This is a genomic window from Methylobacterium sp. AC315, from assembly GCF_979253755.1.
The window spans coordinates 214386-238551 of sequence record NZ_CEEDEA010000005.1 but is presented as its reverse complement, the minus strand read 5'-3'; the positions used below and the strand labels follow the sequence as shown (position 1 = coordinate 238551).

The following is a 24166-nucleotide window of genomic DNA, read 5'->3' as shown; positions in this document are numbered from 1 at the left end:
TCGGACCGCGATCCGACCGACCAGGGCTACGGCGCGCCCGGTTCCGGCAGCCGCATCAGCGGCTCGCCCATGCGCAGGCGGGCCCCCTCCTGGAGGCTGGGCGACAGGGTGAAGCCCGGCGGAGCCAGGACCACGATGGTCGAGCCGTGCTCGAACCAGCCCATCTCCGCGCCCTTTTCCAGGCGGGCGGTGCAGGGCAGGGGGCGGCCACCGGTCCGGCGCAGGGCCACACCCTCCGGCAGGAAGCCGAGACGCAGCCCCGCCACCAGGATCGCCGCCACCGGCACCAGGGTGACGGGATGGCCGGCGATCCGCAGGCGCAGCACCGCCCGCTCGTTGCGGCAGAACAGGGCCTCGACGCGCTTCAGCGCGATCGGGTTCACGTTCCAGGTGTCCCCCCAGATGTGGCGGACCGTTTCGACCCGCAGGTCGTGGGGGGCGTGGAAGCGGTGATACATCCCGGCGGTCAGCCGCAGGGTCGCGTAGGCGCCGCCCTCGTGGGCGCGCGCCAGCGCCGCGTCGCCCCCGAGCAGGTCGGCGAGGCTGTACGAGAGGCCCTTGATCTGGAGAAGCCGCCCGGCCTCGATCCGGCCATGCGCGCCCAGGATCGCGTCGCTGGGGCTGACCAGGACGTTCGGGTTCTCGGCGATCGGCCGGGCACCGGGGCGCAGGGCCCGCACGAAGGCCGCGTGCAGGCTCGGGAACCGTGCCTCCCGGGCGTCGCTGAGATCGACGTCGCAGAACAGCCGCCAGGTGGCGATCGAGACGTCGCGGACAAGGGGCTGCTCGATCCGGCTGAACCAGCCCATGAACCGGGTGGCGAGCCGACGCGGCAGGCGGTTGGTGAGCAGGAAGTTCAGATCCTCCTGGGCGCCCACCTGCGCCAGGGCGCGCCGCAGCCGTGATCCCGAAACCGTCATCATGCCGTGAACCACCTCCGATACGGCGTGGGGCGATGTCCGCACTCCTCGCCACCCTGTCCGCCACCGCCGCAGCGGCTTTGTTCGCCCTGCCGAAGGCCGCGCAGCGCCTGCAGTTGTCGCGGGCCAAGCATCCGTCCCTGACCGGCCACGCCCGGATGGCCCGGCGCGTGGCCGGGCTGATCCCGCACTACGCCTACTCGCAGCGCGCGTTCTTCCGCTCCGACGATCCGGACGAGACCGTGGCGCTGCGGCGGGAGAACGGCTTCACGCGGCTCTCCGAACTCTGCCGCGCACGGTTCGCCCGCACCCGGGCCGAGACCGACGCGGTCCGCGACGGCCTCTCCGACCTGCAATTCACCGGGCTGTACCGGGTGCCGTTCCAGTATGCCGGCCACGTGCGCGCGCATCTCGGCGCCGGGGCCTTTGCGGCGGCCTCCGACGGCGTCACGGTCACGGACCTCGACGGCAACGTCTTCTACGACCTGGCCGGCTCCTACGGGGTCAACCTGTTCGGCGTGGATTTCTACCGGGCCTGCCTGGAGGAGGGCACCGCGAAGGTCGCGGCCCTCGGGCCGGTCCTCGGGCCGCTGCACCCGGTGGTCACCGGCAACGTCGCACGGCTCAAGGCGCTCTCGGGCCTCGACGAGGTCTCGTTCCACATGTCCGGGACCGAGGCGGTGATGCAGGCGGTGCGGCTCGCCCGCTACCACACCGGCCGGCGCCGGATCGTGCGCTTCTGCGGCGCCTATCACGGCTGGTGGGGTGAGGTGCAGCCGGGCATCGGCAACCCGGTGCCGACCCGCGACACGCTCACGCTGGCCGACATGTCGGACCGGACGCTGCGGGTGCTGGGCAGCCGTCGGGACGTCGCCTGCGTGCTGGTCAACCCGCTCCAGGCCATGCATCCGAATGCCGGCGCACCGTCCGATTCCGCGCTGGTCGACAGTGCCCGCAAGGCCGCCTTCGATCGCGCCGCCTATACGAAATGGCTCGCGGCTTTGCGCGCGGTCTGCACGGCCAACGGCATCGTGCTGATCTTCGACGAGGTGTTCCTCGGCTTCCGCCTCGCGCAGGGCGGCGCCCAGGACTATTTCGGCGTGCGTGCCGACATGGTGACCTACGGCAAGACCCTGGGCGGCGGCCTGCCGGTGGGGGTGCTGTGCGGCCGGGCCGACCTGATGCGGCGCTTCCGGGACGACCGCCCGGTGGACATCTGCTTCGCCCGCGGCACCTTCAACGCGCATCCCTACGTGATGGGCGCCATGAGCGCGTTCCTCGATCGCCTGGAGACGCCGGAGGTCGCCGCCCTGTACCGCGACCTCGACGCGACCTGGGATGCCCGGGCCGCGCGCCTCAACACGCTGCTGGCCGAGGCCGAGCTGCCGGTGCGGGTCTCCACCCTGTCCACGGTCTGGACGGTCCTCTACACGCGGCCGTCGCGTTACAACTGGATGCTGCAATTCTACCTGCGTGCCGAGGGGCTGGCCCTGTCCTGGGTCGGGACCGGCCGGATGATCTTCAGCCTCGCCTACGACGACGCGGCGTTCGAGGCGGTCGCCGCCCGGTTCGTGGCGGCGGCGAACGCCATGCGGGCGGATGGCTGGTGGGACGGTGGCGCCACGACCGACAAGGCGATCCGCAAGGCGATCCTGCGGGAGGTCGCGGCGATCCGACTGGGCAAACTCGGCGCTCGTCTCGGCCTCCGGGCGCCGGACCGGGCCTGATCGGGTTTCCAAAGGGCCTCCGGCCCTTTGGCAGGGTTCGGGGCGTGCAGCCCCGAATTTGCAGGGCTCTGCCCTGCACCCGCAAAAGGTCCAGGACCTTTTGAAACCTGGACTTTGCCCGGCATCACCGAGGCGGGGGGAGCCCCCCGGCTCGGCGAGGCCGGGTAACGATCAGGCGCCGTGCTCGTGCGGCTCGTGCTCCTCGACCATCTCACCCTGCAGCAGGGCCAGCGGCGCCCTGTAGTAGAGCTTGATGTCGTGGAACGGGTCCGTGAGGATCTTGGTCGCCCAGACCAGGCCGGTCTGCACGTCGCGCACGAAGAACAGCTGCACCGTGCGGAACAGCAGGCCGGCCATCGCGAGCCACAGCCAGATCCAGCCGACGTTGCGGATCAGGTCGGTGGTCGTCTGGTGCGGCGAGATCAGGCCGAACAGGCTCGGATCGAAGTAGAGCGGCAGCGGCGACAGTGCCCAGATCGCCAGCAGCACGATCTTGCGCTGCAGATTGTAGCCGACCTTGATCTCTTCCTTGTGCTCGTGCGTCGCGTGGTTGACGTGGTCGTAGCCCTTCGGCTCGAAGAACAGGTGGCCCGCCTGCCGGCTCGTCATCGCCAGGAGCCAGCCGATCAGCGCCGCCGTCGCCGGATCCTTGAAGGCCACCGCGTAGGCCACCAAGAAGCTCACGGCGCTGACCACGTGCAGGCTCTGGTTGATCCGGTTGTGGTGGTAATAGCGGTGGTCGTCCCAGCGCTGGACGCGCAGGGTCTCAAGAAAACTCGCCATGCCGTGCTTCTCCGATCGAGGGTGGGGGACGGGTCAGAGGGCGCGCGGTCAGGCGTCGCGCTTGCGCAGGCGGATGAGGGAGAAATGGCCGAGCGGCGGCAGGGCCCGTCGCTCCACGACCTCCACGGGTGCCGTCGCGGCCCAGGCGGCGTAGCGCTCCCAGGAGAACTCGGTCCGCCATCCCAGGCGGCTCGTGATCGGCATCAGCGTGTGCTCGATCAGGCGCCGCAGGCCGCCCTCGGCCCCGATCCGGGTGGTGATGACGATCTCGCCGCCGGGACGCAGCACCCGGGCGAACTCGTCGAGGGCCGCCTCGGGGTTCGGCACCGCCGTCACGACGTACTGGGCGACGACCACGTCGAAGGACGCGTCCGCGAAATCGAGATGCTCGGCGTCCATCACGGCGAGGCGCTCGACGTTGCGCAGCGCCAAGCGGGCGACGCGGCTGCGCGCCTTCTCCAGCATCGGCGCCGAGATATCGATCCCGACGATGCTGGCGGCCCGCCGATAGGCCGGCAGCGACAGGCCGGTGCCGACACCGACTTCGAGGACACGTCCGCCGATCCGTTCGGCGGCCGCCGCCGCCAGGGTCCGGCCCTGGGCGAAGACCGGGCCGAACACCAGATCGTAGACCGGTGCCCAGCGGCCATAGGCCTTGGCGACGCCGTCGCGATCGAGGTCTGGACCGAGCGTCGCCGCCCGCGGTGAACCGGTGCCGTGCGTTCCGAGGGCCATGAGGGTCCTGTCTCTCGCTGTCTGTCAGGTTGAGGCGCCCGGCCGCCGGCCGCGCCGCGGGCCGATGGATCCGGGGTTCGGGGAAGGGCGGGCTCAGGCCCGGATCGGAACCGTGCGGGGTTCGAGCCGGCCGCTGGCGGCGCTGTCTCGGGCGGGGGGCGGACGATCCGCCGATGACATCACGGACATCGCGAGCGCCCGGCGATCAGACGGGACGGCGGCGCCGGTGGCGCATCATCAAGCGGAACGTCATCGGCCCCACACCGTATCCCCGCAGCGATCTTTCCGCCGGCAAAGCTATGATTGTCGTTTGACGATGTTGTGACATCACAAAAGGTTCTTTTACCGATATGCACTTCGCTGGCAAAGCATTCGCCGCGAACAAAACCTTTCGGCATCGGGAATCGTCTTGCGCCGCGGCCTTAGAGCCGTTCCCGACCGCGTTGCAAGCGGACCGGCTCGCAGTCCTGGATTCGACCCGCCTACTGATGCCGAACCGGTATCCCGTCGGCGGAAAGCGCTCCGGCAGATGGATGCGTGGCGTTGGAACCGGCATCGCCGACGCGGCGCCCGCCGGAAGGGTCCGGCGTCGAACGCGGCGCGGCGCCGTTCACGATGATGGCAAATGTCCATCCGGACGCCTCAGCGCGCGCGCGTGCATCGGCTATGGTCCGAATACCACACGGCCGGCGGACGGCGTGGCCGACATCATCTCGCCCTGTTATCGACGAGATGTTCCCCGGTATCAGTTGAGAAACGTGGCGCGATCTCGCGCCGAAGGAGTGTTGGGCGTGATCGAACAAATGCGGCGTATGACCCTTGCTGTGGCGGCGCTCGCCGGGCTCTCCGGCGTGGCCGGACAGGCGGAGGCCGCGCAGTGCGGCAACTCGGCGGCCGGGTTCGAGACCTGGAAGCGGGAATTCGCCCAGGAGGCGCGCGGCAAGGCCAGCGCGGCGAGCCTGGCGGCGCTGGAGACCACCAGCTACTCCACGGCGACGATCTCGGCCGACAGGGGCCAGCGCAGCTTCAAGCTGTCGCTGGAGCAGTTCCTGGCCAAGCGCGGCGGCCCGACCATCGTATCGAAGGGGCGTCAGCTCAAGCGGACCCATGCCGCCCTGTTCGATTCGATCGAGCAGCGCTACGGCGTCCCCCCGGGTCCGCTCCTGGCGATCTGGGGCATGGAGACCGGCTTCGGCGCGGTCCGCGGCAACGTCAACACGCTCTCGGCGGTCGCGACGCTGGCCTATGATTGCCGCCGCTCGGAATACTTCACGGATCAGCTCTACGCGGCCCTGACCCTGGTCGACCGGGGCCTGCTGTCGTCGAGCACCCGCGGCGCCGCCCATGGCGAGGTCGGCCACACGCAGTTCCTGCCCAAGAACGTGCTGACCTACGGCACCGGCGACCTGAACAACGTCAACGCCGCCCTGTCGTCGACCGCGAACTTCCTGAAGGCGCATGGCTGGCGCCCGGGTGCCGGCTACCAGCCCGGCGAGCCGAACTTCGTGGCGCTCCAGGGCTGGAACGCGGCAACCGTCTACGAGCGGGCGATCGCGCAGCTCGGCAAGCAGATCGACAACGATTGAAGCTTGGCTGTTGGCGAATACTGTTCGGGCCAATCGGGTTGTACCGCTATTGGCCCGAAAATAGTCCCGATCGATCCTGAATCGACCACGCAGCTGCCGCAGAAAAGCCGGCCCGGTCCCGCTGTTTCGTCCCGGCGGGGCCGGCCGGCCCATCGATACCCATCGACGGTTCTCAGGGACCGCGGTGGCGATGATCCGGCAGGCGCCCGCTCCGCGACGAGAGCATTGGCGCCCGCATGGCTATCGACTCCGTGCCGCACGGCGGCCCCACCACCCGGATGGCACGCCGCTCCTGTGCGGGCCCGCTGGCGGTCCTGACCGCGGCGGTCGCGCTGTCGGCCCTGGGGAGCGGGCTTCTTCAGCTGCCCCTTCAACGGGCCGACGACAGGCCGGCCGTTCCCGACCGCCAGAGTATGAGGTTCGAGTCGGCCCCGGATACCGTGCCGCTCGCGGCGGAAGCGCCGGTCGACGAGGCCTGGCGCGACGCGACCGGTGGTCCCCTGTCGCGCTGGGCGTGGTCGGGGATCGAACCCTCCCCAGCCCCGTCGATTCCGGCCCCCGTGCCGGAGACCCAAATCACGGCGCCCCCGCGCACGGCGATGACCGTTCCGCTCCCGGTTCCGAGGCCGCCCGAATTCCGGTCCGCGCGCGGACCCGATCTCGGCCGCAGGGCCGAGCGGCGCGTGGCCCGACGCGAGCTGCCGCCGCTTCCGGCACAGCCCCGCGAGGACGACCGCTCGTTCCTGGAGAAACTGTTCGGCGTCGAGCGCGCACCGGCCCTGGCCTACGCGGCCCTCGAGAGCCGGCCGGCCGATCTCGTGCCGCAGCGGCGCATCTCGCCGCCGCTCGCCCCCACCGACACGCGCCCCACGGCCGGGACCGCGATCTACAACATCGCGGCGCGCATCGTTATTTTGCCGAACGGCGAGAAGCTCGAAGCGCATTCCGGCCTCGGGGAAGGCCTCGACGAGCCGCGGATGGTCAACGTGCGGATGCGCGGCCCGACACCGCCCGGCACCTACGACCTCCGGGAGCGGGAGCAGCTGTTCCATGGCGTGCGGGCGATCCGGCTCACCCCGGTCGGCGGCAACGAGGCCGTCTACGGCCGCGTCGGGCTGTTGGCCCATACGTTCATGCTCGGACCGCGCGGTGATTCGAACGGGTGCGTCTCGTTCCGCGACTACGAACGATTCCTGCAGGCTTACCTGCGGGGCGAAATCCAACGCCTCGTGGTGGTGGCTGGCACGCAGGATCCGCTGCCGAGCCTGGCCGCGAGCCCGGCCCGCACCCAGATCGCCCGGAACGGCAACTGAGGCGTCTCGGGACGGCGCTGGTTCCCGCCACTGCGCATCAGGCGGCGGGGCCCCGGTTCCGTCACAGCGATTCGGCCTGGATGAGCGCCTCCACCGATTGCAGGAACCTGCGGCGGGCCTCGGGCTTCGCGTCCCGCAGGTACGCGGCGATGAGCGCGAGCAGGTATCCGGTCCCCTCGTCGGCGCCCTGGGCGACGGCGGCATCCTGCCCGCCACCGTAGAAGACCGATAACGGGAGGTCCAACGCGTCCGAGATGCGGGCCAGCCGCTCGCTGGGCTCAAACCGGGTGGTGTCGGAATCCCTCGTCATGAACACGTCTCCGGATACCGTCCGCGCAACGAACTGGCATACAAAATTTCAACTTCAATATTCTCCCTGTGAGTCATGTCGCCCGTGTCGACATGATCAAGCAAGATGCAAAATCGACGTCGGTGCCTAAAAACGGCTCACCGCGCCGAATCGATGGGTGTCTTTATACCGATTTGGTTCGATTGCACTAAGCTCGGCCGAGCCTATGCTATGCGATGAAACGACGTTGTGATGTAGCGGCCGTCTGAAATCCGTTCGCGCTTCCCTGCCGGACAGGATCCGATCGACGGGCCGGTTCAAACGGCCGTCAGATGCCGAGGCGACCGATCGCGGGCAGCTTGATGCCCGGACGGCGCAGATCGATCCCGGCGACGCCGCCGAGCAGGTTCAACTCCAGCCCTTCGACCCAGGCGAGCGTCAACCCGAGATAGCCGCCGAGGTTGATCCGGATACCGGTCCCGGACGGCGTCCACCCGATCCAGCGGCCGTCATAGGGAAAGTCCTTGCCGATCGCCGTGGCGGGGAGGCTGGCCCGCATCTCGGGCACCGCCGCCATCACGGCCGCCACGAAGGTGTTCGAGTTCGGACCCGGCCACACCACGTAATCTCCGGGGCGCGCGTAGCGGTACTCGGCCACGGCCTTGCGGATGCGCGGCAGCATCGCTTCCGCGTCGGACCCGTCCGCCGCGAACACGATCTCGGGCGGGTTGCCGAACCAGCGCCCGTCCGGGACGAAGCGGTCGATCCAGATCGGCTCGCCCCAGGCCGTGTAATCGAAGCGCCGGTATCTGCGTTCGCCGGTCCCCTTGATCACGATCCAGCTGTGGGTCGCCACGATCCCGCGCCAGCTCACGGTGCGGGCGGAGAAGATCCGGACGACGGCCGACGGATTCGATTCGGCCGGCGGAAGCAGGCCGGCGCTGGACCGGTCCGCGGAGCGCCAGTCGCCGCTCGCGCGCAGCCAATACAGGGTCGCCGAGACCGCGACCGGTACCAGGAAGACGAGGACGAGCGCGAGGAACGCGAACCTGAGCAGGGACACGGGTTTGGCCGGGGCGTGATGGACGATGCTTCTCATGTAGGCACGGATCGGGCCCGTTCCCATGCGGCCGAACGGAGCGCGCCGGCCGGGCCCGCGTACGGTCACGACGGCTGGGACAACGCCTCGAGGAAAAGCGTCGTGGCCAGGAGGTCGGCGCACCCGCCGGGACTGAGCCGCGCCGACACGAAGCTGCGATGGATCCTCACGGCGCGGTCACGCCAACCCGGGTCGGCGATTCCCCCCGCTTCGAGGAAATCCGTCGCGGCGGCCCGCGCCCGGGCCAATCCTTCGGCGCCGCCGCGGTGAAGCAGGTTGGTGTCGTCCAGGATCGCGAGGAGCGCGAAGAAACACTGCACGCGCGCAGCGTGGGGATCGTCCGGCGCCTGGGCACGGCCGAGGCGCAGGGCCGGAAGGCCCACGGCCCGGATGGTCGGGAAACCGGCGGCGGCTTCCGCGCTGGCGCCCCCGACGCCGTAGCGGCGGGCGGCCCGACCGCCATGGCTGTCGGCGGAAGTCTGCGCCTCCGCGATGGCCCCGCCCCACAGCCGGCCCACGGCCTCGGCCCGGGCCTCGGCCGAGGCCGGGATGTCCCCGGTGACACCGGCGCCGGCACAGATCAGCCCCAGGGCGAAGATCGCGCCGCGATGGGCGTTGACGCCGCCGGTCGCCTCCAGCATCGCCGCCTCGGCCCGCAACCCGATCGCCCGCAGCTCGTCCATTCCAGCGCCTTCGCGGCCGGCCGACACGAGCGCCACGAAGAACGGGCGGATCGCCGCCGCGCTCCGCCGCAGGGTGCCGGCATCCATGTCATGGTGGCTGCCGGAATCGACCGGGCTGACGAGACCGGGCTTGGGCCACGTCTCAAGCTCGTCGATGAGCGCCGCGTGCGCGAGATCCGCCACGCGCTCGGGCCAAGGGTCCGAAGCGTGCTGCATGTTCTGAACGCACAGGTCGAAGATGCGGCCTCTCCCACGCGGCTATGATCGATCGTGCTGCCCGGCCCCGCGCGATCTGCGGCCCGTGAAGATAACGGCTTGTCGGCAACGGTAAGCTGCTACGCACCACCCGCGCAGCGGTCAATCGAACCGCTGCGACGGGCGTCCGAGCGGGCCGCGCCCTCAAAGCCGTCAAAACGTTCCGACAAATCGCTCCGGCAATTGCCAAAGATCAGGCGCCTGCGCCCAACTCTTGCGCTCGATAGCGTCGGCGAATAGTCTCTTCGTCGTTTCGAAGAGATTTTCCCCGGCGCGCAGCTGGATGCGTCGTCTCGTGAGTCCGGCAAGCTCGGTCTTGATATGATCCCGAAACTCTGACGGCGGAATGGCGTGGTGCGAATCCGGAATACTGATCGGTGCGGCGGCGTTGCGCTTCTTCTGGCGCTCGAACAAGATATCGTTGTCGCAATGCGCCAGATGAAACAAGAAAAGATCGCCGAATTTCGGTCGATGATCGTGGACGACACAGTGAAAACCGATATGCCAATCGGTACGCTTTGAGATCAGCGTCGCCTTGCAGAGGGACGAGATCGAGCGGATATATCCGCGTTGCAGCGATATCGGCCGCTGGAGGTCGATCGGTGCCTCACCCTCGACATGGCGGACGTCGGCGCCGAACAGATCGAGGACCGGCGGCACATCCCGTGACGCGATATAGTCCGACAGTGATGATGTGACATCCGGATCGGCAACGACCAATTCGTCGGTATCGGTGAAGAGCACGCATTTGAAGCCGATGAATAACGAAGCACAAAAATCGCGAATTGTATTCACGCGCGCCCATTCGTCCAGCGGCGTCCTGGGCAACCGGATCCGGTTCGCTGGGATCCCCATCGTCGAGCCGTCATCGGATCCGTGATCGAGAACGTAACAGTTCTCGGCCCCGACCTGCCGGTCGTAATGCCTCAACCACAGCGGTAACATCGTGCTTTCATTGTAGGCCATGGTGACCACGGCGAGCGGCCTTTTCTGCACCGGACCTTTTCCTCCGCAACGAAATGTCGATCCTCCGCCGCCATCGTACGCGGCGGCACGCTAATGAGGAGCTAAGCTGAACATGGAGCGAGCGCCGCAACTGTTGCGATCTCTGAGCAAGGACGCGCGGATCATCGAGATCGGACCCAGTTTCAATCCACTTGCTCCGAAGCGCGACGGTTGGAACACGATCGTCGTCGACCACGCGTCGCGCGAGGACCTCCTCCGGAAATACCATGATCAGACGATAGATCGGATCGAGGAGGTCGACATCGTCTGGACCGGCGGTTCTCTTGCCGATGCGGTCCCGAGCGATCAGCATGGACGTTTCGACGCCTTCATCGCCAGCCACGTCATCGAGCACACCACCGACATCGTGACGTTCCTGAAGGCCGCGGAGACGTTGCTGAAGCCGGATGGCGTCGTGATCCTGGCCGTGCCGGACAAACGCAAGTGCTTCGACTTCTACCGCCCGCTCTCCGGCACGGCAGACGCGATCACGGCGTTCCTCGAGCGCCGGGACCGGCACACGCTGCGCACGCATATCGACTACGCCTTGAACATGGCGTTGAAGCCGGGCGGTGCCGGCGCTTGGGCCGCCGGCGACTGCCAGCCGGCCGAACCGGTCTGCCCGCTTACCGACGCACCGCAATGGCATGCGGCCGCCCAGCGTCCCGATTACACCGACGCGCATGCCTGGGTGTTCGTGCCGTCGAGCTTCAGCCTGATGATCCTGGAATTGTCGCTGCTCGGCTATCTCGATCTTGCGGTCGAGGACATCCAGGAGCGGCATGCGACGGAGTTCTTCGTCTGGCTGCGCAAGGGTGCATCGCGCCCCTCCGACGACGAGGCCCAGCGGCAACGCACAGCCCTGATGCAGCGCGTGATCCTGGAACTGGCCGATCAGGCACGACAATTACCGGACGGGCCGCTCAGCGAGACGGCGGCGACCTTACGCGACCGGCTCCTGCGCGCCGAATACCGCACGGCAGCGCTGAAGCGAGTGCTCGCGGCCGTGCAGGCCAGCACCGGTCGGTTCGGCCTGAAGCGCCGCCGGTTCAGGGAGCTGATCGCACTCGCCGGCCAGGACGTTCCCGCGAACGCCCTGGCTCCGATCCAGCACCAGATCCTGCTGAACGAGGCGACGAAGATCCTGCACCCGCGGAAAGCCTCCGACGATCCGGCGGGGCTCGGCGAGGACGATCCGACGCTGGCCGACAACGCGGTCCTGGTCGTGCCGATCGGCGCGGCGCAGTTCGCGGATCCGCTCCTGGCCGCCGAGCTGGCGCGGGAACGCCAGCGGTCGCTGGCCGTGCGGGTCGTGCTCGAGGCCGTGTCGAAATCCCTGGGCCCCCGCTCCTGGGACAAGAAACGGTTCAAGGCGATCATCGCCAAGGCCGCCCAGGAGACGCCCACCGAGGGCCCGGTCGCAGTGCGTCACGCGGTGCTGGCGGAGGAAAGCCGGAAGGTTCTCGGCGTCCCCCGCGCCTGAGGTGTCAGCGCGCCGGGGGCGCCCAGATTGCGAGGGCGGACGCGTCCACCGGGCGGGGCAAGAGGCGTTCGGCCCGGAAGGCGTCGGCGATCTTCTGCTGCTCGGAGAGGCCGGCCCGGGTCACCGGCTCCACCCGGTAGCTGCGCCGCGCGTTCGCCCGCAGGATCACCTCCGGTTCGATCTTCCACAGGGGCGCCAGGCGCGCGGCCGCGTCGTCCGGCTGCGCCTTCACCCAGGCGCCGGTCTCGGCCAGCTGGACGAACAGCGCGGCAAGCACCGGACCGTTGGCGGCCACGTAGGGGTCGGCCGCGAGGTAGTAGCGCTTGTATTGTGACAGCCCGGTGCCGTCGCGCAGGACCCGCGCGCCGGATTGCTGCCGGGCGGCGGACAGGAACGGATCCCAGGCGACCCAGGCCTCGACGCCGCCGCTGGTGAGCGCGGCCCGGCCGTCCGCCGGCGTCAGGTAGGCCGGGGTGATGTCCTTGAAGGTCATGCCCGCCTCCGCGAGGGCGGCGAGCAGCAGGTAATGGCTGCCTGCACCCTTGGTGACGGCGACCCGCTGGCCGCGCAGGTCGGCCACTGTCTTGGCGGGCGAGGCTTCGGGCACCAAAATCGCCTGCGCGTCCGGGGAGGGCGCTTCCTGGGCGATGTAGGTGATCCGGGCCCCGGCTGCCTGCGCGAAGATCGGCACGGTGTCGGCCACGTCGGCCGAGACGTCGATCTGCCCGGCGTTCAGCGCCTCCATGATCGGAAGCCCGCTCGTGAATTCGTGCCAGGATAGCGCGGTCCCGAGGGGTGCCAGCGCCTTCTCCAGGTTGCCGTTCTGGCGCAGCAGCGCGATCAGCGTTGAGGACCGCTGGTAGCCGATCCGCAGTACCGTGGCCGCCCGGGCGGCGCGCTGAGGCGTGAGAAGGGCGACTGCGGCAAGGCCGGCGATCAGGCTTCGGCGGGAGGCGGGCATCGGGTGATCCGAGGTGGGGAGCGATGACGGCACTCTACCACCGGGCGCGGGCCTCCGGACCAAGCGGCGGGTGTGACGCAGCCGGCCGATCCCGATCAGGTCGCCTGGCCGAGGATCTCCAGGATCGTCCGGCGCAGGCGAATGAGGTCGGGATCGTCCCTGTGGCGGGGGTAGGGGACCTCGACCGGGATTTCCGCCCGGATCGCGGCCGGGCGGTCGCCGAGCACGATCACGCGCTCGGCCAGGATCAGCGCCTCTTCGACGTCGTGCGTGACCAGCACTGCCGTGAAGCGTTTCTCCTGCCAGAGGCGCAGGATCTCGGCCTGCATGGCCAGCCGGGTCAGCGCGTCGAGCTTGCCCAACGGTTCGTCGAGGAGCAGCAACCGCGGCTCGTTGACCAGCGCCCGGGCCAGGGCCGCCCGCTGGGCCATGCCGCCGGAGAGTTGGTGCGGATAGGCGTCCGCGAAGCCGGACAGCCCGACGAGCCCCAAGGCCTGCTCGATCCGCGCCGCGCGGGCCGTCCGGCCGACGCCCTGGGCCTCGAGCCCGAGCGCCACGTTCCCGCGCACGGTCCGCCAGGGGTAGAGCGTCGGATCCTGGAAGACGAGCAGGCGGGACGGATCCGGCCCCTCGACCAGCTGGCCGTCGACCGTGATGGCCCCCTGGTCGGGCGGCTCCAGCCCGGCGACGAGCCTCAGCAGCGTGGACTTGCCGCATCCCGAGGGGCCGAGCAGAGCCACGAACCCGCCCGGCGCGACGGTGAGGCTGACGCGATCGAGCACCGACAGGGGCGCGCCGCGGATATCGAAGGCGTGGCTCACCGCCTCCGCGTGCAGGCTCGCGCCGAGAATCAGGTTCGCTGGACGTTCCAACGCGGCGGCTACCATTGCACCAGCCCCTTCTGCCACGCGAGTAGGCGGTCGCGCAGACGGAACAGCAGGGTGATCAGCGACGAGCACATCAGGGCCATCACGATGAGCGCCGCGTACATGTTGGCGTAGGCCGCCCAACCTTGCGCCCATTGCAGGTACCAGCCGAGGCCCGATTTCACGCCGAGCATCTCGGCCACCACCAGCACCGCGAAGGAGCCGCCGAGCCCCATGAACAGCCCGACGAAGACGTGCGGCAGCGCTGCCGGGATCGCCACCCGCAGGATCAGGAAGCTGCGCGAGGCACCGAGCGTCCGCGCCACGTCGAAATAGGCCTTGTTGACGCCTGCCACCCCGGACCAGGTCAGCACCGTCACCGGGAAGCCGGTGGCCAGAGCGACCAGGAAGGTGCTGGCCGACCACGAAGACGGGAAGACGAAGAAGGCGAGCGGCAGCCACGCGGTCGCCGGGAGCGGGCCGACGAAGCGCAGCACCGGATGCGCCCAGTAGCCGACCGCCTTGGAGGTTCCGATGGCGACGCCGAGGACGAAGCCGACGCTCGACCCGATGGCGTAGCCGCCCGCCAGCAGGATCAGCGAGTTCAGCGTGCTGCCGCCGAGCTTTCGCCAATCGTCGAGGAATACCTCCAGGATCGCCTGGGGCGGCGGGAAGAACGGCATCGGCAGGAGATCGAGCTTCGCCGTGACCAGTTCCCAGGCCAGAAGGGCGATGGCCACCACGGTTAGCCACGGGCTCTTGTGCCGCAGACGCGCCCCGATCGTGCCGAGCGAGCCGGCCAGGAGACCCAGCGGCAGCAGCGCGAGCCCGATGGCTGCCGATCCCTGCGCGAATACGGCCGTCCTCGGGAAGTCGCCCGCCTCGGGCAACTGCGATGTCAGGCCCGCGAGCGCCAGCCAGGCGAGGCCGGCCAGGACGATGCGCCAGGGCGGACCAGAAAGGCGAGCGGGTTCGGCGGCGGTGCTGCGCGGGGCCGTCCCGGCGGTGATGCTTCCGGACATGAGGCGGCTCAGCTCAGCACGTCGGCGTAGATCCGCTCGGCGAACTTCGCCGTATCGGTCGAGCGCTTCAGGACGTTCACCAGCTTCAGCTCATCGCCGTAACGGGCGAGTTGCTCCTTGAGACGGCCGCCGACCGGACTGTCGCCGTGCTGCTGGCTGCGCAGCATCGTGGCCAGATCCTCGATGGATCCCTTGCCGCCATACCCGGCAAAGGCCTTCGCGGCCGCTTCCGGGTTCTCGTGGACGGCGTGGCCGCCCTCCAGGATCGCCCGGGTAAGGGACGCGGCGACCGCCCGGTCGTTCCGCAACAGGCTGCCGCGGACCGCCACGACGCAGCAGGTGCGGTCCGCGTATTCCCCCGACAGGTTCGTCGCGATCTCGGTGAAGCGCGGGTCCTTCAACCAGATCCAGGTGCGCGGGTCGCCGTCGGCCAGGGCCTGCGCCTCACCCTTCTGCACGGCGAGATTCAACAGGTCGGCCGGGTATTGCCGCCACGTGACGCCGCTGTCGGGGTCGATCCCGACCTTGGCCAGCTGAAGGCTGAAGAAGTTTTTGGCTGGGCTCGCCTGGTCGCTGATCGCGATGGTCTTGCCCTTGAGCGATTCGATGTCGGTGATGCCGCTGGACCTGTCGGCCAGCAGCCTCAGGCAGCCGCCATGCAGGCCGGCGGTGATCTTCACGTCGAAACCCTGCTCCAGGGGCTTGAGCCAGCGTAGAGCCATGCCGATCCCGGCATCAGCTTTGCCCGTTGCGATGGCCTCCAGGAGGGCCTCGGTCGCACCGCCGAAATTGACGAACTCGACGTCGAGGCCGTGCTTGGCGAAGATGCCCTGCTCCTTGGCGAGCGGGGCGGCGGCGGTGCAGATCGCCGTGGCGTTCCAGGCCAGCTTGACCGGCCGCAGCGGGCCCGATGGAGCCTCGACCGCCGCTGGCCGGCAGAGCGGACCGGGATCGAACGGCGCGCCGGGTCCGGGCGCCCAGGCCTGGCTCGCGCCCATCCCCAAGCCGAACGGGGTGGCCATCGCGGCGACGCCCGCCCGCAGCATCAGGCGGCGCGAGGGCATACGGCCGCACGCTTCGGATCCCGAATCTGACGGGTCGTCGATCATCGCACGTCTCCGGGCCGCGCGAACGCGCGGTAGGCTGGGCCGACGCAGGACGTGGCCCGACCGCGCGGCCGAGCACATCGTGCATCCTCAATTCGAGTGAATGATCCGTCGAGGGATCAACGGATCCAATATTCAGTCAGGCCGACGCCGAGTCAATGAAAGCGTCTTCTGATCTTTTCGTGGACTCGGAAACGTTTTTCGCTTGCTTGCCCAAAAGACGCGGATGATCTCCAGCGCCGCCCCCGGCGGCGGATCACTTCAGGCGGTGCCGACGCGATATTGGCGTGGCGGCTCGGTGCCGTTCACCGCGAAGGCGCCGACGATCCGGTCCCGGTAGATCCGTGGGTTGTGCGACGCGATGGTGCGGGCGTTGCGCCAGTAGCGGTCGAGGCCGAGCCCCTGCTTCACCGCCGAAGCGCCCAGCGCGTCGAACAGGATCGTGGTCGCCTCCAGCACGAGGTTGGTGACCACCGTGACCGCCTGGTTGACCTCGACAACGGCGAGCGCCGTGGCGCGCACCGCCTGCGCCTCGGTCCCCCGGCCACCCGCGTCGCGGTGCAGCTCATAGGCGCGCTGCAGGGCCTCGGCCGCCTTCAGCGCCACGGCGCCGGCCGCGTAGGCGTTGCCGCGCACCCGGCCGACCACGGCCAGGATCTGCGGATCCTCGGCATTCCGCCCGGCATTGCCGTGGCTGTAGACACGGGTCCGCTCGGCCACCAGGCGCCCGACATCCTCGGCGGCGGCACGCCCGATGCCGGCGAGCGTCGCGAGGTGGACGAGCTGGAAGAACGCCATCGCGTAGGGGAAGCGGGCCGGATCGGGCTTGATCAGGTCGGGCGGCAGGACGACGTCGTCGAACCGGATCGTGCCGCTCGCGGTGAGCGCCTGGCCGAACCCGTCCCAGTCGTCGACGATCGCGACGCCGGGCGCCCCGGTCGGGACAGCCGCCACCAGGGCCGCCCCGTCCTCGTCATCGGCCGAGAGGTGGATGTAGTCCGCGAACAGGGAGCCGGTGGTGTAGAATTTTCTGCCCGACACGACCCGCTCGGCACCCCGCCGACGGACCACGGTATCGAACTGGCCGACCTTGGCGGATCCGGTCTCGGAGACACCGCTGCCCACGGTCTCGCCGGCGGCGATCCTGGCGATCCAGCGGGTCCGCCAGTCCGGCGCGGTCGAGCCAAGCACGTCCTCGGTGAAGCCGAAATGGGCGCGCAGGGCGTTGGTGACATTGGAATCGGCCTGCGACAGCTCGATCAGCAGGTTGAACAGCTCGGGCAGGCTGGCCCCGTGGCCACCGGCCTCGGACGGCAGGCGCAACGTGGTGAAGCCGACCTCCTTCAGCCACCCGATCTCGGCATGCGGCAGGCGGTGCGTGCGGTCGCGCTCAACCGCGGTGGCGCGGATCCCGGCGAAGGTGGGCCGGAAGCGCGCGGCCAAATCCTCGTAGCGCTCGCTCGGGCCAGCGCCCCAACCCGCATCCCACTGCGCCATCGCCTGAAGCTTTCCACGTTGATCGACGCTGCCGAAAACCTGCAGGCCTTCGGGGCGGGACCTATGGATTCGCCAAGTCGAGCCACGATCTCAAGCCGGATCGCGGGAAAAACGACCGTCGTCGATCGATTTGGAACCTCGATCTCCTGACGAACGACTGCATGAACGCGCGGTTCTCGCGGCGCGCTCTTCGGCGGAACATCGTTCGAGCCGGAAAGCGGCACGCTCGGCCCAGTCCGGACTTATCGAGGCCCCGCGCCCGGAAAACGCTCAGCGGTGCCGCCGGACGAATCGCGTCGCGAACCACGGCCGGGAGTGCGCGGGGCGGTGCGTCCGCTACCAGCTCGGCAGCACTGTGCTGCCGAACGTCTTCTCGATGAAGGCCTTGACCTCGGGGCTGCGGTAGCTCTCCACGAGCGCCTTCACCCAGGGCTGGTCGCGGTCGGCCTCGCGGACCGCCAGGAGGTTGACGTAGGGGCCCTTCGGCTCCTCCTTCAGGATCGCGTCCGAGGGCTTCAGGCCGGCGGGCGTGGCGAAGTTGGTGTTCACCGCGGCGGCGTCGACATCGTCCAGGGACCGGGGCGTCTGCGCCGCGTCGACCTCGATGAACCGGAGCTTGCGCGGGTTCTCGACGATGTCGGCCACCGTCGGCTTGAACCCGGTGCCGGCTTTCAGCTTGATCACGCCCTTGTCCTGCAGGAGCAGCAGCGAGCGGCCGCCATTGGTCGGGTCGTTCTGGATCGCCACCGTGCCGCCGGTCGGCACCGCGTCGAAGGTCTTGTGGCGCTTCGAGTAGATCCCGAGCGGGAAGTTCACCGTCGTGGCTGCGGCGACGATCTTGTAGCCGCGGTCGGCCTTCTGATTATCGAGGAAGGGCTGGTTCTGGAACGAGTTCGCCTCGATCTCGCCGGCCGAGAGCGCCTCGTTCGGCACCACGTAATCCGAGAACTCGATGATCTGCAGGTCGAGGCCGTTGCGCGCCGCGACGGGTTTCGCCGCCTCGAGGATCTGCCCGTGCGGCCCCGGCGTCGCGCCGATGCGGACACGCTTCAGGGCCTCCGCGTGCCCGATACCGGGCATCATGAGGAGGGCGGCAAGCACCAGGCGACGCAACATGGCGGACGATCTCGCGATTTCGGGGCCGACGTCTTATGCGGATCAGCTCTGGCGGTGGCGCCGGTTGAGCCGGCGCGCCAAGCGCTCGCCCGCACTCTGGAACACCTGGACGAGCACGATCAGGACGACCACGACCGCCAGCATCATGTCGGGCCGGAAGCGCTGGTAGCCGTAGCGGATGCCGAGGTCGCCGAGCCCGCCGCCGCCGACCGCGCCGGCCATGGCCGAGTAGCCGACCAGAGACACCACCGCGAGGGTCAGCCCCAGGACGATGCCGGGCAGCGCCTCCGGGATCAGCACCTTGCGGATGATCTGCGCCGGGCTCGCCCCGAACGCCCGGGCGGCCTCGACCAGGCCGTGATCGACCTCGCGGATCGCCGCCTCGACCAGTCGCGCGATGTAGGGCGTGGCCGCCACCGTCAGCGGCACGCTGGCGGCATAGGTACCGATCGAGGTGCCCGCCACCAGGCGGGTGAACGGAATGATCGCCACGACCAGGATGATGAAGGGCGTCGAGCGCGTCGCGTTAACGATCACCCCGAGGGCGGCGTTCAGCGCGGGCGCCGCCAGCAGCTCGCCGCGCTGGCTCGTCGCCAGGAACACCCCCAGCGGCAGGCCGAACAGCGTGCCGATGGCGGACGCGAGCGCCACCATGGTCAGCGTGTCGGCGGTGGCCTGGACCAGGAGGGCGATGAGTTCAGGCGACACGGGCGGCTCCCTGCGCGACGTCTTGGGCGACGTCCTGGGCCGGCGGGAGATAGCCGAGGAATTCGGCCGGGATGCCGAGCGCGGCGAGATAGGCCTGGGCCCGCGCGGTGACGTCCGGCCCCGGCGACAGGCCGAGCGCCAGGGAGCCGAAGCGCCGGCCGGCGATCTCGTCCACCGCGCCGGCCAGGATCACCGCCTCGATCCCGGTCTCGCGGGCGAGCCGGGCGATGATCGCGGTGTCGGCCTGCGCCCCCCGCAGCGCGAGGCGCAGCACCGGCACGCCGCCGGGGCGCGGATCGGCGGAGATCCGTTCGGCCAGCGCGGCCGGCAGGTCGAGGCCGACCTCGCCGGCGAGGAGGCTGCGGGTCACCTCGGCCTGCGGCCGGGTGAACACCTCGTAGACCGTGCCGCGCTCCACGATCGCGCCGTGGTCGATCACCGCGACGTCGTCCGCCACCGCCCGGATCACCGACATCTCGTGGGTGATGAGCACGATGGTCAGGCCGAGGTCGCGATTGATCCGCTTCAGCAGCGCCAGGATCGCGCGGGTCGTCTCCGGGTCGAGGGCGGAGGTGGCCTCGTCCGAGAGCAGCACCTCCGGCTCGGTCGCGAGCGCCCGCGCGATGCCCACGCGCTGCTTCTGCCCGCCCGATAGCTCCGCCGGGTATCGCCCGGCCTGGGCCTCCAGCCCGACGCGGGCGAGCAGTTCCGCCACGCGGGCGCGGATCGCCGCGCGTTTCCAGCCCGCGAGTTCCAGGGGGAGGGCGACGTTGTCGGCCACATTCCGCGAGGACAGCAGGTTGAAGTGCTGGAAGATCATGCCGACCCGCGCCCGCACGGTCCGCAACTCCCGCTCGGGCAGGCTCGACACCTCCGCGTCGCCGACCATCACCCGCCCTGCGCTCGGCCGTTCGAGGCCGTTGATCAGGCGGATCAGCGTCGACTTGCCCGCACCGGAGCGCCCGATCACCCCGAGGATGGTCCCGGCCGGAACGGACAGGTCGATCCCGGACAGCGCCGTGACCAGCGCCGCGCCCTTCCGCGCCGGATAGGTCTTCGAGACGTTCTCGAACCGGATCAGCGGCACGTCGGCGGGTTCGCGGGGCGACGGCAGGGTGGACACAGCCTGTGGGTGCTCCTCGAGCGGGACCCGCGGGTCCGCAATATGATCGGGTGATCTGAGAGCAAGCTGTATGACGTTCGACGCCGAGCGGGGTCAAGGAAAGCCGGGTACATAGTTCGCCGCCGGCAGAGACTATTTTTTCACAATCCTGCTAGACGGCAGAGAATTATTCCATCTCGCATCGGCGGGCGACTGCACTCGCGGCCGAGAGAGCAGCGAACAGGTCCGCCGAAAACTCTGTCTTCAGAAATCTCCGTCCCCCGTCTTGCGGATCATGGAGAACGTCTGCTCTTCGAAGCGCTGCGCATTCGAAACCTTGTTTCATTGATCGCATCCCGCCCGCGGGTTTCAATAGTGATCGCGCACTTCAGCCACCGTCGAACCGGCCCTTTCGGTTCCGGCACGCACGCGGACGGGCGCTGGCCGACCGGAGACCACCATGACCGACGATATGCCCGCTGGACGGTCCCCGTCCCGCCGAAGCCTCCTCTTGGCCGGTCTGGGCGCGGCGGCGTTGCCCCTCGCGTCGCCCGCGGTGCTTGCAGCGGCGCGCGAGGTAAAGATCAGCATACAGCGCTCCTCGGTGCTGTTCACGATCCTCAAGGTGAAGGGCACCCTGGCCGAGCGCTTGGCGCCGCTGGGCTTCACGCCGACCTGGCACCTGTTCACAAACGTCCTCGAACCGATGAATGCCGGCGCGGTCGACATCCACGCCGACGTCGCCGACGCGGTGCCGATCTTCACGCAGTCTGCGCGGGCGCCGCTGACCTTCTACGCCCGCGAGCGCGGCGCGCCGGCCGCCGAGGCGATCATCGTGCCGGCGAACTCATCGATCCGCACCGTCGCCGACCTCAAGGGCCGGACGGTGGGCGTCTCGCGCGGGTCCGGCAGCCATTACGTCCTGGCCGCGGCGCTGAAAAGGGCCGGCCTCGGCTTCGACGACATCCGGCCGGCCTATCTCCAGGCGCCCGAGGGGGCCGCCGCGTTCGAGCAGGGCAGCCTCGATGCCTGGTCGATCTGGGACCCGTTCCTGGCCTTCGCCGAGGCCAAGCGGCCGGTGCGCACCATCGCCGACGGATCAGGCCTGACCAGCTACCACCGCTATTACCTCGTGAATGACAGCTTCGTCGCCGCCCATCCGGAGGTGGTGGCCATCGTGTACCGGGCGCTGGTCGAAGCGGGCCAGTGGGCGAAGGCCAACCCGGATGCGGCGGTGGCGCTGCTGGCCCCCGTCTGGGGCGACCTGCCCCCCGCCGTCGTGGCCGCGGCCAATACCCGGCGTACCTACCGGGTGGAGCCGGTGGAGCGGGTCCAGCTCGGCGAGCAGCAGGCGATCGCCGACACCTTCCTCGACGCCAAGCTGATCCCGCGCCGGATCGACGCCACCGCCGTCCCGATTTGGACGCCGCCCGCGGTGAGGGGCTGACTCGATGGCCGACGCACCCCGTTTCGGCATCTGGGCCGCCGTCCACGGCTCCCGGGCCGCCCACCACGATCCCGACGAGCCGGACGACGCGAGCTGGGAGCGCAACCGCGCCCTGGTGCTCGCGGCCGAAGCCCTGGGCTTCGATTCCGTGCTGGTCGCGCAGCACACGATGAACCCCTACGACGAGCAGCGCGACCAGCTCGAAGCCTGGACCGCCACGGCGGCCTTGGCGGCCCTGACCCGGCGCATCGAGATCATCGCGGCGATCAAGCCGGGCCTGTACCACCCGGTGGTGCTGGCCAAGATGGCCCTCCAGATCGAGCATATCAGCGGCGGTCGCTTCGCACTGAACCTCGTGAATGCCTGGAACCGGGCCGAGTTCGAGCGGGCCGGCCTACCGTTCCCGGCCCATGACGACCGCTATGCCTACGGCCGCGCGTGGATCAGCCTCGTGGACCGCCTGATGCGGGGTGAGCGCGTCACCGCGTCGGACGCGCATTTCCAGGTCCAGGACTACCAGCTTCGCCCGGCGGGCACCCATCGGCCGCGGCCTCGGATCTATGTCGGCGGCGAATCCGAACCCGCCCGGGCGCTGGCGGCCGACCATGCCGACGTCTGGTTCATCAACGGCCAGCCGCTGGATGACGTCCGTGAATTGATCGCCGACATGCACCGCCGGCACGCGGCCAACGGGCCTTTGCGCTACGGCCTCTCGGCCTTCGTCATCGCCCGCGAGACCGACGCGGCGGCACAAGCCGAGCAGGACCGCCTCCTCGCCCTGGCGCAGCGCGACGCGGCGTTGCGCGCCGACACCCGCGCCCGGACCGATACGGCGAGCGTGATGTTCGCCAAGACCGACGCGGCGGCGAGCCGCCATGTCGGCACCAACGGCGGCACCGCGGCCGGGCTGGTGGGCAGCTACGAGACGGTGGCGGCCCGCATCCGCGCCTTCCACGAGGCCGGCATCGCCCTGTTCATGCTGCAGTTCCAGCCGTTCGAGGCCGAGATGCGCCGGTTCGCCGAGCACGTCCTGCCGCGCGTCCGCTGATCCGGGACCTTCGATGACCGCGCAGCGCCAGCTTCACCTCAACGTCAACCTGCTGCATTCCGGCGTCTATCCCTCGGCCTGGCGATTGCCGGACAGCCGGCCGGACGCCTTCATCGACATCGACCACTACGTGCGCGTCGCCCGCATCGCGGAGCGGGGCAAGTTCGATGCGATCTTCCTGGCCGACACGCCGGCGATCAACGACCGGATCGACTACCGGCCGTTCATGGCGCTCGAACCGACCATCGTTCTGGCGAGCGTGGCCGCTGCGACCACCCATGTCGGGCTGATCGCCACTGCTTCGACCAGCTACAACGAGCCCTACAACCTGGCCCGGCGCTTCGCGACGCTCGACCTCGTCAGCCGCGGCCGGGTCGGGTGGAACGTGGTGACCACGGCGGATGCCGCCGCGGGCCGTAATTTCGGCTTCGCCGGGGTTTCCGAGCACGGGGCGCGCTACGCCCGCGCCCGCGAGTTCACGGAGGTCGTCCACGCCCTCTGGGACAGCTGGGAGGACGACGCCCTGGTGGGCGACAAGGCGAGCGGGCGCTTCGCCGACGGCGACAAGGTCCACGCGATCGACCATCGCGGCGTCCATTACAAAGTCGCCGGCCCGCTCACAGTGCCGCGCTCGCCTCAGGGACGCCCCGTGACTGTCCAGGCCGGCGGCTCGGAGGACGGCCGCGCACTGGCCGCCGCCACCGCGGACGCGGTGTTCTCCCTCGCCCAGACCATCCCGGAGGGCGCGGCCTATGCGGCCGACTTGCGTGCCCGGGCCGCACGGTACGGCCGCGATCCGGCCGCCATCGTGGTGCTCCCCGGCCTCGCCACGGTGATCGGCGCCACGGAGGCCGAGGCGCGTCGGCGCCAGGACGCGCTGTGGGAGCTGGTTCCGCTGGAATACAGCGTGGCGCGCCTCGCCGGGACGCTCCGGATCGACCCAGAGCGACTCCACCTCGACAAGCCGCTGCCCGATCCGCTGCCGCTGCCGCCCGATGCCAACCACACGATGTTCGCCGGCACCGTCGCGCTGGCCCGACGGGACAATCTGACGGTGCGTGCGTTGCTCCGCGCCCTCGGCGGCGGCGTCGGGCACCGCATCGTCGTGGGCACGCCAGAGCAGATCGCCGACGACATCGAGGCCTGGTTCCGGGCGGGCGCCGCCGACGGGTTCAACCTGATGCCGGACGTCCTGCCGGAAGGCCTCGAAACCTTCGTGGACGCTGTCGTACCAATCCTGCAACGGCGCGGTCTGTTTCGGAGGGAGTATGGCGGCGTGACGCTCCGGGACCATCTCGGCCTCGATCGCCCGGCCTGGAAGCCTGCCGCCAACAGGGTTTAGCTGCTCACGACCCTGACGGGCGCCAGCGAGCTCCGCATCCGCCACCGAGCCATAAGAAAACCCGCCACGTCAC

General features: G+C 69.7%; 22 protein-coding genes. 7 read left to right on the top strand and 15 right to left on the bottom strand.

Features of this window, described 5'->3' with window-relative positions; translation table 11 throughout:
• Positions 1–26: 26 nt before the first annotated feature.
• Positions 27–923: an archaetidylserine decarboxylase gene (asd, locus tag AC0IY0_RS11360; RefSeq protein WP_471763818.1), complete on the bottom strand. Its 897-nt coding sequence runs from the start codon at positions 921–923 to the stop codon at positions 27–29.
• A 32-nt stretch (positions 924–955) separates the two neighbouring features.
• Between asd and AC0IY0_RS11355 the strand changes: the two genes are divergently transcribed.
• A complete protein-coding gene (locus tag AC0IY0_RS11355) occupies positions 956–2647 on the top strand; it encodes an aminotransferase class III-fold pyridoxal phosphate-dependent enzyme (RefSeq protein ID WP_471763817.1) in 1692 nt (563 codons plus the stop codon).
• A gap of 171 nt (positions 2648–2818) precedes the next feature.
• Here AC0IY0_RS11355 and AC0IY0_RS11350 read toward each other — a convergent pair whose 3' ends face one another.
• On the bottom strand, positions 2819–3430 hold the full coding sequence (locus tag AC0IY0_RS11350; protein WP_147908283.1) for a hypothetical protein: 612 nt from the start codon (positions 3428–3430) through the stop codon (positions 2819–2821).
• A gap of 48 nt (positions 3431–3478) precedes the next feature.
• Positions 3479–4165, bottom strand: coding sequence for a class I SAM-dependent methyltransferase (locus AC0IY0_RS11345; protein WP_147855540.1), 687 nt, complete (start codon positions 4163–4165; stop codon positions 3479–3481).
• 803 nt (positions 4166–4968) lie between these two features.
• Here AC0IY0_RS11345 and AC0IY0_RS11340 point away from each other — a divergent pair.
• Both AC0IY0_RS11340 and AC0IY0_RS11335 read left to right on the top strand, forming a co-directional pair.
• The gene (locus AC0IY0_RS11340) at positions 4969–5751 is read left to right on the top strand and encodes a lytic murein transglycosylase (RefSeq protein WP_187193687.1); all 783 of its coding nucleotides are present in this window, start codon (positions 4969–4971) and stop codon (positions 5749–5751) included.
• A gap of 236 nt (positions 5752–5987) precedes the next feature.
• On the top strand, positions 5988–7064 hold the full coding sequence (locus AC0IY0_RS11335; protein WP_471763816.1) for a DUF2778 domain-containing protein: 1077 nt from the start codon (positions 5988–5990) through the stop codon (positions 7062–7064).
• Between the two features lie 61 nt (positions 7065–7125).
• Here AC0IY0_RS11335 and AC0IY0_RS11330 read toward each other — a convergent pair whose 3' ends face one another.
• The 4 genes from AC0IY0_RS11330 to AC0IY0_RS11315 all read right to left on the bottom strand — a co-directional run bounded on the left by AC0IY0_RS11330 (position 7126) and on the right by AC0IY0_RS11315 (position 10386).
• Entirely contained in the window at positions 7126–7374 is a 249-nt protein-coding gene (locus AC0IY0_RS11330) for a hypothetical protein (RefSeq protein WP_471763815.1), read from the bottom strand.
• Between the two features lie 307 nt (positions 7375–7681).
• Positions 7682–8452: a DUF3750 domain-containing protein gene (locus AC0IY0_RS11325; RefSeq protein WP_419830447.1), complete on the bottom strand. Its 771-nt coding sequence runs from the start codon at positions 8450–8452 to the stop codon at positions 7682–7684.
• Between the two features lie 65 nt (positions 8453–8517).
• On the bottom strand, positions 8518–9351 hold the full coding sequence (gene mdcB / locus AC0IY0_RS11320) for a triphosphoribosyl-dephospho-CoA synthase MdcB (protein WP_471763813.1): 834 nt from the start codon (positions 9349–9351) through the stop codon (positions 8518–8520).
• A gap of 192 nt (positions 9352–9543) precedes the next feature.
• Positions 9544–10386, bottom strand: coding sequence for a glycosyltransferase family 2 protein (locus AC0IY0_RS11315; protein WP_471763812.1), 843 nt, complete (start codon positions 10384–10386; stop codon positions 9544–9546).
• 103 nt (positions 10387–10489) lie between these two features.
• Between AC0IY0_RS11315 and AC0IY0_RS11310 the strand changes: the two genes are divergently transcribed.
• On the top strand, positions 10490–11878 hold the full coding sequence (locus AC0IY0_RS11310; RefSeq protein ID WP_471763811.1) for a class I SAM-dependent methyltransferase: 1389 nt from the start codon (positions 10490–10492) through the stop codon (positions 11876–11878).
• A 4-nt stretch (positions 11879–11882) separates the two neighbouring features.
• Here AC0IY0_RS11310 and AC0IY0_RS11305 read toward each other — a convergent pair whose 3' ends face one another.
• The 8 genes from AC0IY0_RS11305 to AC0IY0_RS11270 form a co-directional block, all read right to left on the bottom strand.
• A complete protein-coding gene (locus AC0IY0_RS11305) occupies positions 11883–12839 on the bottom strand; it encodes an aliphatic sulfonate ABC transporter substrate-binding protein (protein ID WP_471763809.1) in 957 nt (318 codons plus the stop codon).
• Between the two features lie 95 nt (positions 12840–12934).
• Complete coding sequence (locus AC0IY0_RS11300) at positions 12935–13726, bottom strand: ABC transporter ATP-binding protein (RefSeq protein ID WP_147939347.1); 792 nt, start codon at positions 13724–13726, stop codon at positions 12935–12937.
• Positions 13720–14727 carry an ABC transporter permease gene (locus tag AC0IY0_RS11295; RefSeq protein ID WP_471763808.1) on the bottom strand — a complete coding sequence of 336 codons (1008 nt, stop codon included), beginning with the start codon at positions 14725–14727 and terminating at the stop codon, positions 13720–13722. Before AC0IY0_RS11295 ends, AC0IY0_RS11300 begins: the two co-directional genes overlap by 7 nt.
• An 8-nt stretch (positions 14728–14735) precedes the next feature.
• Complete coding sequence (locus tag AC0IY0_RS11290; RefSeq protein WP_471763807.1) at positions 14736–15836, bottom strand: ABC transporter substrate-binding protein; 1101 nt, start codon at positions 15834–15836, stop codon at positions 14736–14738.
• 258 nt (positions 15837–16094) lie between these two features.
• Positions 16095–17330, bottom strand: coding sequence for an acyl-CoA dehydrogenase family protein (locus tag AC0IY0_RS11285; protein WP_471763806.1), 1236 nt, complete (start codon positions 17328–17330; stop codon positions 16095–16097).
• A gap of 336 nt (positions 17331–17666) precedes the next feature.
• Positions 17667–18446 (bottom strand): MetQ/NlpA family ABC transporter substrate-binding protein, encoded by a 780-nt coding sequence (locus AC0IY0_RS11280; protein WP_471763804.1) that lies wholly within the window; start codon positions 18444–18446, stop codon positions 17667–17669.
• A gap of 42 nt (positions 18447–18488) precedes the next feature.
• A complete protein-coding gene (locus tag AC0IY0_RS11275) occupies positions 18489–19154 on the bottom strand; it encodes a methionine ABC transporter permease (RefSeq protein WP_419830439.1) in 666 nt (221 codons plus the stop codon).
• Positions 19144–20277: a methionine ABC transporter ATP-binding protein gene (locus AC0IY0_RS11270; protein ID WP_471763802.1), complete on the bottom strand. Its 1134-nt coding sequence runs from the start codon at positions 20275–20277 to the stop codon at positions 19144–19146. The genes AC0IY0_RS11275 and AC0IY0_RS11270 overlap by 11 nt, the downstream gene beginning before the upstream one ends.
• 439 nt (positions 20278–20716) lie before the next feature.
• Between AC0IY0_RS11270 and AC0IY0_RS11265 the strand changes: the two genes are divergently transcribed.
• From AC0IY0_RS11265 to AC0IY0_RS11255, 3 genes are read left to right on the top strand one after another with little or no spacing between them, the layout of a single operon-like run.
• Positions 20717–21703 (top strand): ABC transporter substrate-binding protein, encoded by a 987-nt coding sequence (locus AC0IY0_RS11265; protein WP_471763801.1) that lies wholly within the window; start codon positions 20717–20719, stop codon positions 21701–21703.
• Positions 21704–21707: 4 nt separating this feature from the next.
• Complete coding sequence (locus tag AC0IY0_RS11260) at positions 21708–22751, top strand: LLM class flavin-dependent oxidoreductase (protein ID WP_471763800.1); 1044 nt, start codon at positions 21708–21710, stop codon at positions 22749–22751.
• 13 nt (positions 22752–22764) lie between these two features.
• On the top strand, positions 22765–24093 hold the full coding sequence (locus AC0IY0_RS11255; RefSeq protein WP_471763798.1) for an LLM class flavin-dependent oxidoreductase: 1329 nt from the start codon (positions 22765–22767) through the stop codon (positions 24091–24093).
• The last annotated feature ends 73 nt before the right edge of the window (positions 24094–24166 follow it).